13 protein-coding genes are annotated in these 18,110 nt (G+C 59.9%); 11 read left to right on the forward strand and 2 right to left on the reverse strand.

The window, feature by feature from the left end:
• Nucleotides 1-186 precede the first annotated feature (186 nt).
• The 11 genes from rnr to ACA048_RS02830 all read left to right on the forward strand — a co-directional run bounded on the left by rnr (nucleotide 187) and on the right by ACA048_RS02830 (nucleotide 17,039).
• Nucleotides 187-2,817 (forward strand): ribonuclease R, encoded by a 2,631-nt coding sequence (rnr, locus tag ACA048_RS02780; RefSeq protein WP_497627846.1) that lies wholly within the window; start codon nucleotides 187-189, stop codon nucleotides 2,815-2,817.
• A complete protein-coding gene (rlmB, locus tag ACA048_RS02785; RefSeq protein WP_497627847.1) occupies nucleotides 2,814-3,581 on the forward strand; it encodes a 23S rRNA (guanosine(2251)-2'-O)-methyltransferase RlmB in 768 nt (255 codons plus the stop codon). The genes rnr and rlmB overlap by 4 nt, the downstream gene beginning before the upstream one ends.
• Before the next feature lie 317 nt (nucleotides 3,582-3,898).
• The gene (rpsF, locus tag ACA048_RS02790) at nucleotides 3,899-4,321 is read left to right on the forward strand and encodes a 30S ribosomal protein S6 (RefSeq protein ID WP_003217491.1); all 423 of its coding nucleotides are present in this window, start codon (nucleotides 3,899-3,901) and stop codon (nucleotides 4,319-4,321) included.
• Nucleotides 4,322-4,349: 28 nt separating this feature from the next.
• Nucleotides 4,350-4,580 (forward strand): 30S ribosomal protein S18, encoded by a 231-nt coding sequence (rpsR, locus tag ACA048_RS02795; RefSeq protein ID WP_002551829.1) that lies wholly within the window; start codon nucleotides 4,350-4,352, stop codon nucleotides 4,578-4,580.
• Nucleotides 4,581-4,616: 36 nt separating this feature from the next.
• Nucleotides 4,617-5,510 carry a YybS family protein gene (locus ACA048_RS02800; RefSeq protein WP_477794772.1) on the forward strand — a complete coding sequence of 298 codons (894 nt, stop codon included), beginning with the start codon at nucleotides 4,617-4,619 and terminating at the stop codon, nucleotides 5,508-5,510.
• A gap of 19 nt (nucleotides 5,511-5,529) precedes the next feature.
• Nucleotides 5,530-5,976, forward strand: a complete 447-nt coding sequence (gene rplI / locus ACA048_RS02805) for a 50S ribosomal protein L9 (protein ID WP_003197251.1) — start codon at nucleotides 5,530-5,532, stop codon at nucleotides 5,974-5,976.
• Nucleotides 5,977-6,084: 108 nt separating this feature from the next.
• Entirely contained in the window at nucleotides 6,085-7,479 is a 1,395-nt protein-coding gene (dnaB, locus tag ACA048_RS02810; RefSeq protein ID WP_140668310.1) for a replicative DNA helicase, read from the forward strand.
• Nucleotides 7,480-7,588: 109 nt separating this feature from the next.
• Nucleotides 7,589-9,892, forward strand: coding sequence for a YgiQ family radical SAM protein (locus ACA048_RS02815; protein ID WP_033049522.1), 2,304 nt, complete (start codon nucleotides 7,589-7,591; stop codon nucleotides 9,890-9,892).
• A gap of 406 nt (nucleotides 9,893-10,298) precedes the next feature.
• A complete protein-coding gene (locus tag ACA048_RS02820) occupies nucleotides 10,299-13,574 on the forward strand; it encodes a transglutaminase family protein (RefSeq protein ID WP_497627848.1) in 3,276 nt (1,091 codons plus the stop codon).
• Between the two features lie 88 nt (nucleotides 13,575-13,662).
• Entirely contained in the window at nucleotides 13,663-16,149 is a 2,487-nt protein-coding gene (locus ACA048_RS02825) for a circularly permuted type 2 ATP-grasp protein (protein WP_497627849.1), read from the forward strand.
• Nucleotides 16,149-17,039 (forward strand): transglutaminase family protein, encoded by an 891-nt coding sequence (locus ACA048_RS02830; RefSeq protein ID WP_497627850.1) that lies wholly within the window; start codon nucleotides 16,149-16,151, stop codon nucleotides 17,037-17,039. The genes ACA048_RS02825 and ACA048_RS02830 overlap by 1 nt, the downstream gene beginning before the upstream one ends.
• A gap of 213 nt (nucleotides 17,040-17,252) precedes the next feature.
• Here the strand turns inward: ACA048_RS02830 and ACA048_RS02835 are convergent, their stop codons facing one another.
• Both ACA048_RS02835 and ACA048_RS02840 read right to left on the reverse strand, forming a co-directional pair.
• A complete protein-coding gene (locus tag ACA048_RS02835) occupies nucleotides 17,253-17,441 on the reverse strand; it encodes a hypothetical protein (RefSeq protein WP_223518450.1) in 189 nt (62 codons plus the stop codon).
• Between the two features lie 68 nt (nucleotides 17,442-17,509).
• Entirely contained in the window at nucleotides 17,510-18,097 is a 588-nt protein-coding gene (locus tag ACA048_RS02840; RefSeq protein WP_497627851.1) for a cytokinin riboside 5'-monophosphate phosphoribohydrolase, read from the reverse strand.
• Between the last annotated feature and the right edge of the window lie 13 nt (nucleotides 18,098-18,110).

Raw genomic sequence — 18,110 nt, forward strand, 5'->3', positions numbered from 1 at the left:
TACGGAGCGTCTTTTTAACTGTAAACCCCTGTCATCGAAAAAACCTGGAAAATTTTACGAGTGGCGTTCAAATCAACTTTCAAAGCTTTGTAAAGGGCTTTAGATAGGCTGTCATAGCTTGAAATTTCCCGTTTCATTGCGCCTATGCCAAACTAACCCGCATATAGACAAGGTGAAAACTCTCTAATGGCCGATTGGCAGTCCCTCGATCCCGAGGCCGCTCGTGAAGCGGAAAAATATGAAAACCCTATTCCTAGCCGCGAACTGATCCTTCAGCACCTTGCTGATCGGGGTTCGCCTGCTAACCGCGAGCAGTTGGTCGAAGAGTTTGGTCTGACCACAGAAGACCAGATCGAAGCCCTGCGCCGCCGCCTGCGCGCCATGGAGCGCGATGCTCAACTCATCTATACCCGTCGCGGCACCTATGCGCCGGTGGACAAGCTCGACCTGATCCTGGGCCGCATCAGCGGGCACCGTGACGGCTTCGGCTTCCTGGTTCCGGACGACGGCAGTGACGACCTGTTCATGAGCCCGGCGCAAATGCGCCTGGTATTCGACGGCGACCGTGCCTTGGCCCGTGTTTCCGGTCTAGACCGTCGCGGTCGCCGCGAAGGCATGATCGTCGAAGTAGTCTCCCGTGCTCACGAGACCATCGTCGGTCGCTACTTCGAAGAAGGCGGCATCGGCTTCGTCGTTGCGGATAACCCGAAGATCCAGCAAGAAGTGCTGGTCACGCCGGGCCGCAATGCCAATGCCCAGATCGGTCAATTCGTTGAGGTGAAGATCACTCACTGGCCGACACCACGCTTCCAGCCGCAAGGCGATGTGGTCGAAGTCGTGGGCAACTACATGGCGCCGGGCATGGAAATCGATGTCGCCCTGCGTACCTACGACATTCCCCACGTCTGGCCTGAAGCGGTCTTGAAAGAAGCCGCCAAGCTCAAGCCGGAAGTCGAAGAGAAAGACAAAGAGAAGCGCATCGACCTGCGTCATCTGCCGTTTGTGACCATCGACGGTGAAGACGCGCGCGACTTCGATGACGCGGTTTACTGCGAATCCAAGCCGGGCAAGCTGCGCCTGTTCTCCGGTGGCTGGAAGTTGTACGTGGCGATTGCCGACGTTTCCAGCTATGTGAAAATCGGTTCGGCCCTGGACAACGAATCCCAGGTTCGCGGCAACTCGGTGTACTTCCCCGAGCGCGTCGTGCCAATGCTGCCTGAGCAGCTGTCCAACGGTCTGTGCTCGCTGAACCCGCACGTCGATCGTCTGGCCATGGTTTGCGAGATGACCATCTCCAAGTCCGGCGAAATGACCGACTACTGCTTCTACGAAGCGGTGATCCACTCCCACGCCCGCCTGACCTACAACAAAGTCAGCGCGATGCTGGAAACGCCGAAACTCACCGAGGCGCGTCAGCTTCGTGGCGAGTACAACGACGTTCTGCCGCACCTCAAGCAGCTTTACGCACTGTACAAAGTGCTGCTGGCCGCTCGTCACGTGCGTGGTGCGATCGACTTCGAAACGCAGGAAACCCGGATCATCTTCGGGACCGAGCGCAAGATTGCCGAAATCCGCCCAACCGTGCGTAACGATGCGCACAAGCTGATCGAGGAATGCATGCTGGCGGCCAACGTGGCCACCGCTGAATTCTTGAAGAAGCACGAAATCCCTGCGCTGTATCGCGTCCACGACGGTCCGCCACCGGAGCGTCTGGAAAAATTGCGCACCTTCCTTGGCGAGCTCGGCCTGTCCTTGCACAAAGGCAAGGACGGCCCGTCGCCGAAGGATTACCAGGCACTGCTGGCGAGCATCAAGGACCGTCCGGATTTCCACCTGATCCAGACCGTCATGCTGCGTTCGTTGAGCCAAGCGGTGTATAGCGCTGATAACCAGGGCCACTTCGGCCTGAATTACGAGGCCTATACCCACTTCACCTCGCCGATCCGCCGCTACCCGGACTTGCTCACGCACCGGGCGATCCGCAGCGTCATCCATTCCAAGCAAGACACGCCGCACGTTCGCCGTGCCGGCGCGATGACCATTCCGAAAGCGCGCATCTATCCGTACGACGAAGCGGCGCTGGAGCAACTCGGCGAGCAGTGCTCGATGAGCGAGCGCCGTGCCGACGAAGCGACCCGCGACGTGGTGAACTGGCTCAAGTGCGAGTTCATGAAAGACCGTGTGGGCGAATCGTTCCCGGGTGTGATCACCGCCGTGACCGGTTTTGGCCTGTTCGTCGAGCTGACCGATATCTACGTCGAAGGCCTGGTGCACGTCACCGCGCTGCCGGGCGATTACTACCACTTCGATCCTGTGCATCACCGCCTGGCTGGTGAGCGCACCGGTCGCAGCTTCCGTCTGGGCGACACCGTTGAAGTGCGCGTGATGCGCGTTGACCTCGACGAACGCAAGATCGACTTCGAGATGGCTGAAAAAACCATCAGCGCGCCGATTGGTCGCAAGAAGCGCGGAACCGAAGCAACCGCTCCTGCCGCTAAAACCGCCGCAGAACCGGCACCGGCAAAAACCGGTCGTCGTCCTGCCAAGGAAAAGGCTGTCGAAGCCTATCGTCCAAGCGATGCCGCCGCGAAAAATGCCGAACTGCGTAAAAGCCGTGAAATGAAGCAGGCGTTGCTGTCTGAAGCGAAAAGCGGCGGTAAAGCGGCGTCTGGGGGAAAGACCGGGCGGTCGGCGCCTGACAAGGCTCCCGGCGGCAAGCCAGCAAAACCGAGCAAACATCGTAAAGGCCCGCCAAAAGCGGGTGCTGCTCCAGCCGGCAGAAGCGGCGGGGCGCGTAAACCTAAGGCCAAACCATGAGTCAGTTGGAAAAGATCTACGGCGTGCATGCGGTAGAAGCATTGCTGCGTCACCACCCGAAACGCGTCAAGCAGATCTGGTTGGCTGAAGGCCGCAGCGAGCCGCGTGTACAGGCGCTGATCGCGCTAGCAAATGAAAATCGCGTGCCCGTCGGCAACGCTGAGCGTCGCGAACTCGACGCCTGGGTTGATGGCGTGCACCAGGGCGTGGTGGCGGACGTGAGTCCGAGCCAGGTCTGGGGTGAGGCGATGCTCGACGAGCTGCTGGACCGTACCGAGGGCGCACCGCTGCTGCTGGTGCTCGACGGCGTGACCGATCCGCACAACCTAGGCGCTTGCCTGCGTTCGGCCGATGCTGCCGGTGCGCTGGCGGTGATCGTGCCGAAGGACAAGTCAGCCACGTTGACCCCGACGGTCCGTAAAGTGGCCTGTGGCGCGGCGGAAGTGATTCCGTTGGTTGCCGTGACCAACCTGGCGCGCACCCTGGAAAAACTCAAGCAGCGTGGTTTGTGGGTTGTCGGCACAGCGGGCGAGGCTGAGCAGAGTCTGTATCAGCAGGACATGACCGGCCCGACCATCCTGATCATGGGTGCGGAGGGCAGCGGCATGCGTCGCCTGACTCGCGATCTTTGCGACTACCTGGTGCATTTGCCAATGACTGGCAGCGTCAGCAGCCTCAATGTTTCCGTGGCGACTGGCGTTTGCCTGTTTGAAGCTCAGCGTCAGCGCAGTGTCAAAGCTGCCGGGACCGCCAAAAAGTCCTGAGCAGAACACGATCCAAGTGTGGGAGCGGGCTTGCTCGCGAAGACGGAGTGTCAGTCGACAGAAATGTTTCCTGATACACCGCTTTCGCGAGCAAGCCCGCTCCCACAGTGGTTTGTAGTGCGGCAAAAAAATGGTGATCGAACGAACTGTTCAAATAATCACCAATTGCCTTGCACCTCTCCTTTCCCTTCTCTACAATTGCGCCCCTTGCTGTGACGGCAGGCACGCATGTGTCTATCGCAAGCAAGTCCATAAGTGTCATTCACTCCTTGTCTGACCGCTTTTGAGCGGCAGGCTACAACCCGTAAGGAGCATTCATGCGTCATTACGAAATCATCTTTTTGGTCCACCCGGATCAAAGCGAGCAAGTCGGCGGCATGGTAGAGCGTTACACCAAGCTGATCGAAGAAGACGGCGGCAAAATCCACCGTCTGGAAGATTGGGGCCGTCGTCAACTGGCCTACGCAATCAACAATGTTCACAAGGCTCACTACGTGATGCTGAACGTTGAGTGCACTGGCAAGGCCCTGGCCGAGCTGGAAGACAACTTCCGCTACAACGATGCAGTGATCCGTAACCTGGTCATCCGTCGCGAAGAAGCCGTTACCGGCCAATCCGAGATGCTCAAGGCTGAAGAAAACCGCAGTGAGCGCCGTGAGCGTCGCGACCGTCCTGAGCACGAAGGCGCTGAAAGCGCTGACAGTGATGACAGCGACAACAGCGATAACGCTGACGAGTAATCCACGGACCTTTTGAGGAGCCTATTACATGGCACGTTTCTTCCGTCGTCGTAAATTCTGCCGCTTCACCGCTGAAGACGTGAAAGAGATCGATTACAAAGATCTCAACACTCTGAAAGCTTATGTATCCGAGACCGGCAAAATCGTTCCAAGCCGCATCACCGGTACCAAAGCACGTTATCAGCGTCAGCTGGCCACCGCTATCAAGCGCGCCCGCTTCCTGGCCCTGCTGGCCTACACCGACAGCCACGGCCGCTGAGACCGGGCAGTCGACTCGTAGCAAAGGATTGAATGCATGCGTGCCATAGCTGAGTTCATCATGCGCGGCCGTATGCAGGCCACTCTCGTAGTGGCTGGATGCGTAACATTGCCGTTGTTGTATTGGTTGGGTGCTGCCGCTGGATGCCTTGTGCTTCTGCGGCGCGGATTGAAGGACGCCCTTGGCGTTCTTGCCCTGGGAATGCTGCCGGCGTTGATCTGGTGGCTTTACTCGGATGACCCTCGGGCGCTTTTGGTGCTGTTGGGTTCGTCGAGCCTTGCGTTGGTTTTGCGCGCAAGCGAGTCCTGGGTCCGCGTGCTGCTGGTCAGCATAGCGATGGGAGTGGTGTTTTCAGTGGTGCTGGGGGCGACTTTTGCTCCTCAAATCGAGATGCTGGCGCAGGCTTTGATAAAAGTCATGCCGTCGCTACTCGGTGATGTCTACGAGAAATTATCGGTAGACGAGCAAGCGCATTTTGCGTCCCTGATTGCACCGGTCCTGACCGGCCTGATTGCGGCGTTGTTGCAAATCGTCAGTGTGCTGAGCCTGCTTGTCGGGCGCTACTGGCAGGCGTTGTTGTACAACCCGGGTGGTTTTGGTCGCGAGTTTCGCGCCATCCGATTCCCGCTTTTGCCAGCGATGTTGCTGCTGGCGTGCATGCTTCTGGGGCCGAACATCGGTCCACAGATGGCCATGTTAACGCCGTTGTGCAGCGTACCGCTGGTGTTCGCCGGGCTGGCCCTGATTCACGGGCTGGTGGCGCAAAAGCGACTGGCCAGGTTCTGGCTGGTGGGGTTGTACGTCACGCTGTTGCTGTTTATGCAGCTGATCTATCCGTTGCTGGTGGTCTTGGCCATCGTCGACAGCCTGATTGATTTTCGCGGTCGTTCGGCACCGAAAGATGCCGATAACGCGAACGGTGAAGGTTAAAAGTTAAGAGGATTTTCACATGCAACTGATCCTTCTGGAAAAAGTCACCAACCTGGGCAACCTGGGTGACAAAGTGAACGTTAAGGCTGGTTACGGTCGTAACTACCTGCTGCCTTACGGCAAAGCTACCGCTGCGACCGCTGCCAACCTGGCTGCGTTCGAAGAGCGTCGCGCTGAGCTGGAAAAAGCCGCAGCAGACCGTAAAACTTCGGCTGAAAGCCGTGCCGCCCAACTGGCTGAGCTGGAAGTGACTATCACTGCCACCGCCGGTGACGAAGGCAAGCTGTTCGGTTCGATCGGCACTCACGACATCGCTGATGCACTGACCGCCTCTGGCGTTGAAGTTGCAAAAAGCGAAGTTCGTCTGCCGAACGGCACCATCCGCAACGTAGGCGAATTCGACGTAGCCGTGCACCTGCACGCCGAAGTTGAAGCCACCGTACGCGTTGTCGTGGTAGCAGCTTAAGTAGTACTTGTCGGCTGGCACCCTTGGGTGCTTGCCGGTAACATCGGGCACGATCCTGTTTACAGGTCGTGCCCTTTGTCTTTCTGATACTCCAAATTCCAAGTGGCCATGAACGATATCTCCGCACCCGAGCAATACGATCTGCAAACCGCTTCCCTGAAAGTGCCACCGCACTCCATCGAGGCCGAACAGGCCGTGCTCGGTGGTTTGATGCTGGATAACAACGCCTGGGAACGCGTGCTCGATCAAGTGTCGGATGGCGATTTCTATCGACATGACCACCGCCTGATCTTCCGTGCGATCGCCAAGCTCGCCGACCAGAACTCCCCCATCGACGTCGTGACCCTTGCCGAGCAATTGGACAAGGAAGGTCAGACCTCGCAGGTCGGCGGCCTCGGTTACCTCGGCGAACTGGCGAAAAATACCCCGTCAGTCGCCAACATCAAGGCCTATGCGCAGATCGTTCGTGCGCGGGCGACGTTGCGCCAATTGATTGGCATCGCCACCGAGATTGCCGACAGCGCCTTCAACCCGGAAGGCCGTACGGCAGAAGAGATTCTCGATGAAGCTGAACGGCAGATCTTCCAGATCGCCGAGGCCCGGCCAAAAACCGGCGGCCCGGTGAGCGTGAATGACCTGCTGACCAAGGCCATCGACCGCATCGACACCTTGTTCAACACCGACAACGCCATCACCGGCCTGTCCACTGGCTACACCGACCTCGACGGGATGACCAGCGGCCTGCAGCCGTCTGACTTGATCATCGTCGCCGGCCGTCCATCGATGGGTAAAACCACCTTTGCGATGAACCTGGTGGAAAATGCCGTGTTGCGCAGCGAAAAGTGCGTACTGGTTTACTCGCTGGAGATGCCAGGCGAATCGCTGATCATGCGTATGTTGTCGTCCCTCGGCCGTATCGACCAGACCAAGGTCCGTGCCGGTCGGCTGGACGATGACGATTGGCCGCGCCTGACCTCGGCGGTCAACCTGCTCAATGACCGCAAGCTGTTCATCGACGATACGGCCGGTATCAGCCCCTCGGAAATGCGTGCGCGGACCCGTCGATTGGTGCGTGAGCACGGCGACGTCGGCCTGATCATGATCGACTACCTGCAGTTGATGCAGATTCCAGGTTCCGGTGGTGACAACCGGACCAACGAGATTTCCGAAATCTCCCGTTCCTTGAAAGCCCTGGCCAAGGAATTCAACTGCCCGGTGGTGGCGCTGTCCCAGCTCAACCGCTCCCTGGAGCAACGACCGAACAAACGCCCGATCAACTCCGACCTCCGGGAATCCGGAGCGATCGAGCAGGATGCTGACGTGATCATGTTCGTGTACCGGGATGAGGTTTATCACCCGGAAACCGAGCACAAAGGCATCGCCGAAATCATCATCGGCAAGCAGCGTAACGGTCCGATCGGCACCTCACGACTGGCGTTTATCGGCAAGTACACCCGCTTCGAAAACCTGGCGCCGGGCAGCTACAACTTCGACGACGAATAAAAAGCTCCCGCATGGGTGCTCGCAATTTCCGACCATAGCCGTCGGAATTGGTTATTTTTTGTGCTATATTCCGCGCCCGCGATTTTTCATCTCAACACCGGTCATCGTCATGCAAACAGCCAAGCCGTTATTTGACTATCCCAAGTACTGGGCCGAATGTTTCGGTCCAGCGCCATTCCTGCCGATGAGCAGGGAGGAGATGGATCAGCTTGGCTGGGATTCCTGCGACATCATCATCGTCACCGGTGATGCGTACGTTGACCATCCGTCGTTCGGCATGGCGATTATCGGCCGGCTGTTGGAGTCGCAAGGCTTCCGCGTCGGGATCATTGCCCAACCGAACTGGCAATCCAAAGACGACTTCATGAAGCTCGGCGAGCCGAACCTGTTCTTTGGCGTCGCGGCCGGCAACATGGACTCGATGATCAACCGCTACACCGCCGACAAGAAAATCCGTTCCGATGACGCCTACACCCCCGGTGGCCTGGCGGGCAAACGTCCGGACCGCGCGAGCCTGGTTTACAGCCAGCGCTGCAAGGAAGCCTACAAGAACGTACCAATCGTTCTCGGTGGCATCGAAGCCTCCCTGCGCCGCATCGCTCACTACGATTACTGGCAGGACCGGGTACGCAACTCGATCCTGATCGATGCCTGCGCCGACATCCTGCTCTACGGCAACGCCGAGCGGGCAATCGTCGAAGTCGCCCAGCGTCTCTCCTACGGGCACAAGATCGAAGATATCACCGACGTGCGCGGCACCGCCTTCATCCGTCGTGATACGCCGAAAGACTGGTACGAAGTCGACTCCACACGCATCGACCGTCCGGGCAAGATCGACAAGATCATCAACCCGTACGTGAACACCCAAGACACCCAGGCCTGCGCAATCGAGCAGGAAAAGGGTCCGGTTGAAGATCCGACTGAAGCCAAGGTCGTACAGATCCTCGCCAGCCCGAAGATGACTCGCGACAAGACCGTGATTCGTCTGCCGTCGGTAGAAAAAGTCCGTGGCGATGCGGTTCTTTATGCTCACGCCAACCGCGTGCTTCATCTGGAAACCAACCCGGGCAACGCCCGCGCGCTGGTGCAGAAACACGGCGAAGTCGACGTCTGGTTCAACCCTCCGCCGATTCCGATGACCACTGAAGAAATGGACTACGTGTTCGGCATGCCTTATGCGCGCATTCCGCACCCGGCGTACGGCAAGGAAAAGATCCCGGCCTACGACATGATCCGCTTCTCGGTGAACATCATGCGTGGCTGCTTCGGTGGCTGCACCTTCTGCTCGATCACCGAGCACGAAGGCCGGATCATCCAGAACCGTTCCGAAGAGTCGATCATTCGTGAAATCGAAGAGATCCGCGACAAGGTTCCGGGTTTCACCGGCGTCATTTCCGACCTCGGCGGCCCGACCGCGAACATGTACCGCATTGCCTGCAAGAGCCCGGAAATCGAATCCGCGTGCCGCAAGCCATCGTGCGTGTTCCCAGGTATCTGCCCGAACCTGAACACCGACCACTCGTCGCTGATTCAGCTGTATCGCAGCGCTCGTGCCTTGCCGGGTGTGAAGAAGATTCTGATTGCGTCCGGCCTGCGTTATGACCTCGCGGTCGAGTCGCCGGAATACGTCAAAGAGCTGGTGACCCACCACGTCGGTGGCTACCTGAAGATCGCCCCGGAACACACCGAGGAAGGTCCGCTCAACCAGATGATGAAACCGGGCATCGGCAGCTATGACAAGTTCAAGCGCATGTTCGAGAAGTACTCCAAGGAAGCCGGGAAAGAGCAGTACCTGATTCCGTACTTCATCGCCGCCCACCCGGGCACCACCGACGAAGACATGATGAACCTGGCCCTGTGGCTCAAGGGCAACGGCTTCCGTGCCGACCAGGTGCAGGCGTTCTACCCGTCGCCGATGGCCACCGCTACCGCGATGTACCACTCGGGCAAGAACCCGCTGCGCAAGGTCACTTACAAGAGCGACGCCGTGACCATCGTCAAGAGCGAAGAGCAGCGTCGTCTGCACAAGGCGTTCTTGCGTTATCACGATCCGAAAGGCTGGCCGATGCTGCGTGAAGCGCTGACCCGCATGGGCCGCGCCGATCTGATCGGGCCGGGCAAGAACCAGTTGATCCCGCTGCATCAGCCGGCGACCGACAGCTACCAGAGCGCCCGTCGCAAGAACTCGACACCGGCCGGCAGCCACAAGGTCGCAGGGGAAAAGACCACCAAGATCCTGACCCAGCACACCGGCTTGCCACCGCGTGCCAGCGATGGCGGTAACCCGTGGGACAAGCGTGAACAAGCCAAGGCTGCGGCGTTCGCCCGCAACCAGCAGGCGGCCAAGGAGCGCAAGGACGCGGCGAAAGGCAAAGGTCCGAAACCTGCCCGCAAGCCGGTAGTACCGCGCTAAACCTCGCTTGAGCTCAACAGAACGCCAACCTTCGGGTTGGCGTTTTTGTGTCTGCGCAAGGCAAGCGGATATGACCTGGAGCCAGGTAGCAAGTTGTGGCCACTGGCCCTTTCGCGAGCAGGCTCGCTCCCACAATGAGATCGTGTTTTTTCAGCGAAATTGCAGCTCGCCGCAAATCCCCTGTGGGAGCGAGCCTGCTCGCGATGAGGCCAGCACAGCCGCTACAAAACCCGGCTGAAAGCCCCCCGCTCGCAACATTTACGTGCAACTGCCCCCAACCAATTTCCCGCATCGCACGATTTTGGTGCTGTACTGCCTCAAGCAAACGGAGAAAGCGCCAGCGTTGCCGCGATGGCATAAGTCTTGCGCGCTTTCGATAACGCTTAGGGCTCGCAGGAGGCACGCCGTGTCGATTCATGTCGCATTGCACCACGTCACACATTACCGCTACGACCGCGCTGTCGAGCTCGGTCCGCAGATCGTTCGCCTGCGTCCGGCCGCCCACAGTCGCACGCGGATCTTGTCGTATGCGCTGAAAGTCTCGCCCGAGCAGCACTTCATCAACTGGCAACAAGACCCCCAGGGCAATTACCTGGCGCGGCTGGTGTTCCCGGAAAAAACCGATGAGCTGCGGATCGAAGTCGATCTGCTGGCAGAGATGGCGGTCTTCAATCCCTTCGACTTCTTTCTTGAGCCTTATGCGGAAATGATCCCGTTCGCCTACGCCGCGGACGAGCGCAAGGAGTTGGCGCCGTACCTGGAAACCTTGCCTCTGACGCCGACGTTCAAGGCCTATCTGGACGGCATAGACCGCACGCCGCTGCCGAGCGTGGATTTCCTCGTCGCACTTAACCAGCGCTTGAGCGAAGACATCGGTTACCTGATCCGCATGGAGCCGGGCGTGCAGACGCCCGAACACACCCTCGAACAGGCCTCCGGCTCCTGCCGCGACTCGGCCTGGTTGCTGGTGCAACTGTTGCGCAACCTCGGGCTGGCCGCGCGCTTCGTCTCCGGTTACCTGATCCAGCTAACCGCCGACGTTAAAAGCCTCGACGGTCCGTCGGGCACTGACGTGGACTTCACCGACCTACACGCCTGGTGCGAAGTCTATTTGCCGGGCGCCGGCTGGATCGGCCTGGACGCGACGTCAGGGCTGTTTGCCGGTGAAGGTCACATTCCGTTGGCGTGCAGCCCCGATCCGGGCTCTGCGGCACCGATCAGCGGCCTGGTGGAGCCGTGCGAGTGCGAGTTTACTCACGAAATGTCCGTGGAGCGGATTTGGGAAGCTCCGCGCGTCACCAAGCCCTACACCGAAGACCAGTGGCAGGCGATTCAAGCGCTGGGCCGGCAGATCGATGCCGACCTGCTGGAAGACGATGTGCGTCTGACCATGGGTGGCGAGCCGACCTTTGTTTCTATCGACGACCCGGACGGCGACGAATGGAACACCGCCGCGCTCGGGCCGGACAAGCGTCGACTGTCCGCCGAACTGTTCCAGCGCATGCGTAAACACTACGCCCCCAAAGGCCTGGTGCATTTCGGTCAGGGCAAGTGGTACCCCGGCGAGCAATTGCCACGCTGGTCACTGAACTGCTACTGGCGTCGCGACGGCGTGCCGATCTGGCACAACAGCGCGCTGATCGCCGATGAGCAGGAAGACTACGGCGCCAATGGCGAACTGGCCGGGCGTTTTCTGGCGAGTGTCGCCGAACGGCTGAAGATTCCCACACGCTTCGTGTTCCCAGCCTACGAAGACAATTTCTATTACCTCTGGCGCGAAGGCACATTGCCGCAGAATGTCAGCGCCGAAGACTCACGTCTGGAAGAACCGCTGGAGCGTGCACGTCTGCGTAAAGTCTTCAGCCAGGGTCTGGATAAAGTCATCGGTCAGGTCCTGCCGCTGGCGCGCACCGCCAAGGGTGATCAATGGCAAAGCGGTCGCTGGTATCTGCGTGACGAACACTGCCGGCTGGTGCCGGGGGATTCGCCGCTGGGTTATCGCTTGCCGCTCGGTTCGCAGCCTTGGGTGAAAGCGGCGGAGTATCCGTTCATTCATCCCAATGATCCGAACCAGGACTTCGCCGCGCTTCCAGACACCATTGCGTTGAACAGTCCGGGTATGCCGGCCGAAGCGGTTGAGCGCGAGCCAAAAATTGACGAGTCCGCCGACTGGCTGACGCGCACCGCGTTCTGCGCCGAAGCCCGGGAAGGGCGGTTGTACCTGTTCATGCCGCCGCTGGAACGGGTCGAGGACTATCTGGAGCTGGTCACCGCCATCGAGGCCACGGCTCAGGAACTGCATTGCCCGGTGTTATTGGAAGGCTATGAACCGCCAAGTGATCCGCGCCTGAGCAACTTCCGCATCACCCCGGATCCGGGCGTCATCGAGGTCAACGTGCAGCCGTCCGCGACCTGGGACGAGTTGGTTGAACGCACCGAGTTTCTGTATGAAGAGGCGCGCCAGACCCGACTGACCACCGAAAAATTCATGATCGACGGCCGGCACACCGGGACCGGCGGCGGTAACCATTTCGTGTTGGGTGGCGCGACTCCGGCCGACTCACCGTTTCTGCGCCGTCCCGATTTGCTCCGCAGCCTGATCAGCTACTGGCATAACCACCCGTCCTTGTCCTACCTGTTTTCTGGATTGTTCATCGGCCCGACATCACAGGCCCCGCGCGTTGATGAAGCACGCAACGATGCGTTGTATGAACTGGAAATCGCCTTCGCCCAGATGCCAGAACCCGGCGAAGAGTGCGCGCCATGGCTGGTGGACCGACTGCTGCGCAATCTGCTGATCGACGTGACCGGCAACACGCACCGCGCTGAGTTCTGTATCGACAAGCTTTACTCGCCGGACGGTGCGACCGGACGCCTTGGCTTGCTGGAATTGCGTGCGTTCGAAATGCCGCCGCACGCGCGTATGAGCCTGGCTCAGCAGCTGTTGTTGCGGGCGTTGGTGGCGCGGTTCTGGCGCGAGCCTTACGCGCCGCCGAAACTGGCGCGCTGGGGCACTGAATTGCATGATCGCTTCCTGTTGCCGCACTTCATTGAGCAGGATTTCGCCGATGTGATCGTTGATCTCAATGCGGCCGGTTATCCGGTGCGAGCCGAATGGTTTGCCGCGCATCTGGAGTTCCGTTTTCCCAAAGTGGGCGATTACGCGGTCAGTGGCATTGAACTGCAATTGCGTCAGGCGCTGGAGCCTTGGCATGTGCTGGGCGAGGAGGGCGCGGTCGGCGGCACGGTGCGGTATGTGGACTCGTCGCTGGAGCGCTTGCAGGTCAAGCTCACCGGCCTGCCACCCCAGCGCTACTTACTGACCTGCAACGGCGTTCCGGTGCCGTTGCAACCCACCGGGCGGGTCGGCGAGTTTGTCGCCGGCGTGCGTTTTCGCGCCTGGCAACCGGCCAACTGCCTGCAACCGACCATCCCGGTCCATGCACCGCTGGTGTTCGACCTGCTCGACACCTGGATGCAACGTTCGCTGGGCGGCTGCCAATACCACGTGGCCCATCCGGGCGGGCGCAACTACGACAGCCTGCCGGTGAACGCCAATGAGGCCGAGAGCCGGCGCATGGCGCGGTTTTTCCGCATCGGACACACCCCAGGGAAAATTCCTGTACCGAATCTGGACATTAACGACGAGCTGCCGATGACGCTCGATTTACGACGTTTCTAAATCGTACGCGACGCGCGGATTTTTCGTATATGCGGGTGTCATGAGCGTGCGTTAGTCTGACCGTTCTTTGCTGTCTGCCGAGCTTTCCATGCCTGATCTGCTTGATCACTACCCGCTCACGGCGGGCACCTATCACGAACTGCTTGACGACAGTGGCGGCGTACGCCCGCACTGGCGTCGGTTGGTTGACCAATTGCAACGCAGTACGCCATCACAGTTGGTGCAGCGTCAGGCCTTGCTGACACGGCAGATCCAGGAAAACGGCGTGACCTACAACGTCTATGCCGACCCCAAGGGCGCAGATAGGCCGTGGGAACTCGACCTGCTGCCGCATGTGATTGCCGCTGATGAGTGGGCGCTACTATCGGCCGGGATTGCCCAGCGAGCACGCCTGTTGAACGCGGTGCTGGCGGACCTGTACGGGCCGCAGCGATTGATCGCCGAAGGTCTGCTGCCGGCAGAACTCGTATTCGGGCACAACAACTTCCTCTGGCCTTGTCAGGGCATTACGCCGCCCGACGGGGCGTTTCTGCATCTGTACGCCGTCGACCTGGCGCGCACGCCCGATGGCCGCTGGTGGGTCACGGCGGACCGGACTCAAGCACCGTCCGGCGCCGGTTATGCCCTGGAAAACCGCACGATCGTCTCCCGGGCCTTTCCCGAGCTGTATCGCGATTTGAAAGTGCAGCATCTGGCCGGGTTCTTCCGCACGCTTCAGGAAACACTGGCTCGGCAGGCGCCTCGCGATGAGGAAGCACCGCTGATCGTGTTGCTCACGCCGGGACGGTTCAACGAAAGCTATTTCGAACACCTTTATCTGGCGCGTCAGCTCGGATACCCGCTGGTGGAGGGCGGCGACCTCACGGTGCGGGATGCCACGGTCTACCTGAAAACCCTGAGCGGCTTGCGTCGGGTTCACGCGATCATGCGTCGGCTCGACGATGACTTCTGCGACCCGCTGGAACTGCGCACCGATTCCGCACTTGGCGTACCGGGGCTGCTCGAGGCCGTGCGACAGGGGCGGGTGCTGGTGGCCAATGCCCTCGGCAGCGGCGTCCTGGAGTCGCCGGGGTTGCTGGGCTTTCTGCCGAAGATCAATCAGTTCCTGTTCGGCGAAGAACTGATCCTGCCGTCTATCGCCACCTGGTGGTGCGGTGAGCCGCCGGTGCTGGCGCAAGCACTGGAAAAATTGCCGGAGTTGTTGATCAAACCGGCTTTCCCGTCGCAAAGCTTTGCGCCGGTGTTTGGCCGTGACTTGAGTGAAAAACAGCGTATGGCCCTCGCGTCGCGCATGCAGGCACGCCCTTATGCCTATGTTGCGCAAGAAATGGCCCAGTTGTCCCAGGCGCCGATCTGGCAGGCCGAGGACGGTCAGTTGCAACCGCGGGCCATCGGCATGCGCGTTTACGCAGTGGCCAGCCATGACGGCTATCGGGTTTTACCGGGCGGCTTGACCCGGGTGGCCGCCGAGGCGGACGCCGAAGTGGTGTCGATGCAGCGCGGTGGTGCGAGCAAGGACACGTGGGTGCTGGGCGATCGTCCGCCCAGCGGCGAGCAATGGAAAACCCAGCGCACTATCGGTGTGCATGACCTGGTACGCCGAGATCCTTACTTGCCCTCGCGGGTGGTGGAAAACCTGTTCTGGTTTGGCCGCTATTGCGAGCGCTGTGATGACAGCGCACGACTGTTGCGGATCATGCTGGCGCGCTACGTGGACGGCGATGATCCGCAAGCCTTGCAGGCGGCTGTCGAACTCGGTGAACGGCTGAACCTGTTGCCCGATGAAGGCGAGTTGCCAGAGCGCCTGTTAGCCGCATTGCTCGGCGAAGACTGGCCATTCAGCCTGCGCTCCAATCTGCAACGCTTGCAGTGGGCGGCCTCGCAAGTGCGCGGTAAACTCTCGCGGGAAAACTGGCAGGCGCTGGTGGAGTTGCAGCGCGAGGCCATGGAGCTGGAAACCGAAGAGCCGGATTTCGGTGAACTGCTGGATTTTCTTAACCGTCTGGTGATGTCGCTGGCGGCGCTTTCTGGCTTCGCCCTGGACGACATGACCCGGGACGAAGGCTGGCGTTTCCTGATGATCGGGCGCAGGATCGAGCGCCTGCAATTTCTCAGCGGCAGCCTGGCAGCATTTTTGCGCGGCGCGGGGGCCTTCGATCAGGCTGGGTTGGAGTGGCTGCTGGAGTTGGGCAACAGCAGCATCACCTACCGTTCGCGGTATCTGGCGGTGGCGCAACTGCTGCCGGTGCTCGACCTGCTGCTGCTCGATGAGCAAAACCCTCACGCCGTCCTGTTCCAGTTGAAGCTGGTGACTCGAACCCTGAAACGCTTGAATGACGACTTTGGTGTGCCTCGCGAAGCGGGTTTGCCGTTGTTGGTGGAGCGACTGGCGCAATTCGATCTGGGTTGCCTGGAAAACGCTTTGTTCGGCGAAACCAGCGTTCGCGCAGCGCTCAATGGGCTGGCCGATTTGCTGCAAGAAATCGCCGACGCCAGTGGGCAAGTGTCGGATCGCCTGGCCTTGCGCCATTTCGCCCATGTCGATGATGTCAGCCAGCGCACGGTGTCCGTCTGATGAGTGCTCACTACCAGATTTTTCACGATACCCATTATCACTATGACAGTCCGGTGTCCTTGGCCCAGCAGCTCGCGCATCTCTGGCCGCGGCCCTGTGCCTGGCAGCGCTGCACCGCTCGACAATTGCAAATCAGTCCAGACCCGACTGCGCGCCGGGATGAGCTGGATGTGTTTGGCAATCCGCTCACGCGATTGGCCTTTGAGCGCCCGCACGATGAGTTGCTGGTCAATGCCAGCCTGACCGTCGAAGTCCTCGCCCGGCCCACGCTGGATTTCAATCAATCGCCGCCCTGGGAAGACACCCGTAACGCGTTGACCTATAACAGCCAGCCGCTGGCCCCAGACCTACTTGAAGCCTGTCGGTATCGGTTCGAATCGCCTTATGTGCATTTGAAGCGCAACTTCGTCGAATTCTCCGAGAGCTGCTTTCCGGCGGGGCGGCCGTTGCTGTGGGGTGTTCAGGCTTTGATGGAGAAGATCTTCAGCGAGTTCACCTTCGACGCCGAAGCGACCCAAGTGGCGACGCCTTTGGTGGAAGTGCTGGAGCGCCGACGCGGAGTGTGTCAGGACTTCGCTCACCTGATGCTCGCGTGCGTGCGTTCCCGTGGTCTGGCCGCTCGCTATATCAGCGGTTATCTGCTGACTCAGCCACCTCCCGGGCAGCCCCGGTTGATCGGCACGGACGCGTCCCATGCCTGGGTCTCGGTGTTTTGCCCAGCGCTGGGATGGGTCGATTTCGACCCGACCAACAACGTACAACCGGCACTCGAACACATCACCTTGGCTTGGGGCCGGGATTTCTCCGATGTCTCGCCATTGCGGGGGGTGATTCTGGGAGGGGGCAATCATGACCCGGAAGTCAGCGTCACCGTAATGCCACTGGATTAACAAAGAACCACTGTGGGAGCCTGTTCGCGAAGCGATCTGTCAGTTAAAAAAATGTTGGATATGCGGACGCTATCGCGAGCAGGCTCCCACAAGGGACTGTGTGCGTTCTTTAGATAGGGGTATTTCAGAGAGGACTGTGAGGGTCAGCAAAGTGACTGCTGACCCTGGACACAGATCCGGTGGGCCTGATCAGATCATCCGGCCCTGAGGGTCTCAGGCGTCGGGCGCCTGATCTTTCGGTGCTTCAGTTTCGTCTGTAGCCACGTCGCCTTCAGCATCCGGGTTCAGTGCTGCTGCTTCTTCTTCAGCTGTAGCTTTTTTGCGCTGAAGCTTTTCCTCTTTCTTCTGCTCCTTGGCCAAGTCTCTCTGACGTTTGGCGAAGGAATAATTAGGTTTAGCCATGGGCGATCCTCTGGGGTCGAAGGTGAGGTTGAGCGGCGCATATTCTGCCCTGTATCGGTGCCGAGCCGTTAGCTGGGTTTTTGATCGGTCCATTTTGGCATGACCGATGGTTGCCAGGCGTCCAGTGCATCGAGCAGGATTTGCGGTGATTCGCTCACTTGCAGCATGTCACGGTGCGGTGCGCGAACGAAGCCTTCGCCGACGATATGATCAAGAAAACCGGTCAATTTACTGTAGAAACCGTTCACTTCCAGTAGCCCGAGCGGCTTGCCGTGGTAGCCGAGCTGGCCCCAGGTCCAGACTTCGAACAGTTCTTCCAGAGTGCCCAGGCCGCCGGGCAGAGCGATGAACGCGTCACTGAGTTCGGCCATCCTCGCCTTGCGCGCATGCATGCCGTCGACCACTTCCAGACGCGTCAGGCCGCTGTGGCCGATTTCCTTGTCTTTGAGGCTTTGCGCGATGATCCCGATCACTTCGCCACCGGCCGCCAGTGCCGCATCGGCAACGATCCCCATCAGCCCGACGGCGCCGCCGCCATAGACCAGGGTCAGCCTGCGCTCGGCCAGTGCTCGCCCGAGGGCGACAGCCGCTTCACGATAAGCCGGATTGGTGCCGGTGCTGGCACCGCAAAATACACAAACGGACGCTAACGACATGCCTTACTCCACG

It is taken from the genome of Pseudomonas sp. LBUM1659 (genome assembly GCF_059716045.1).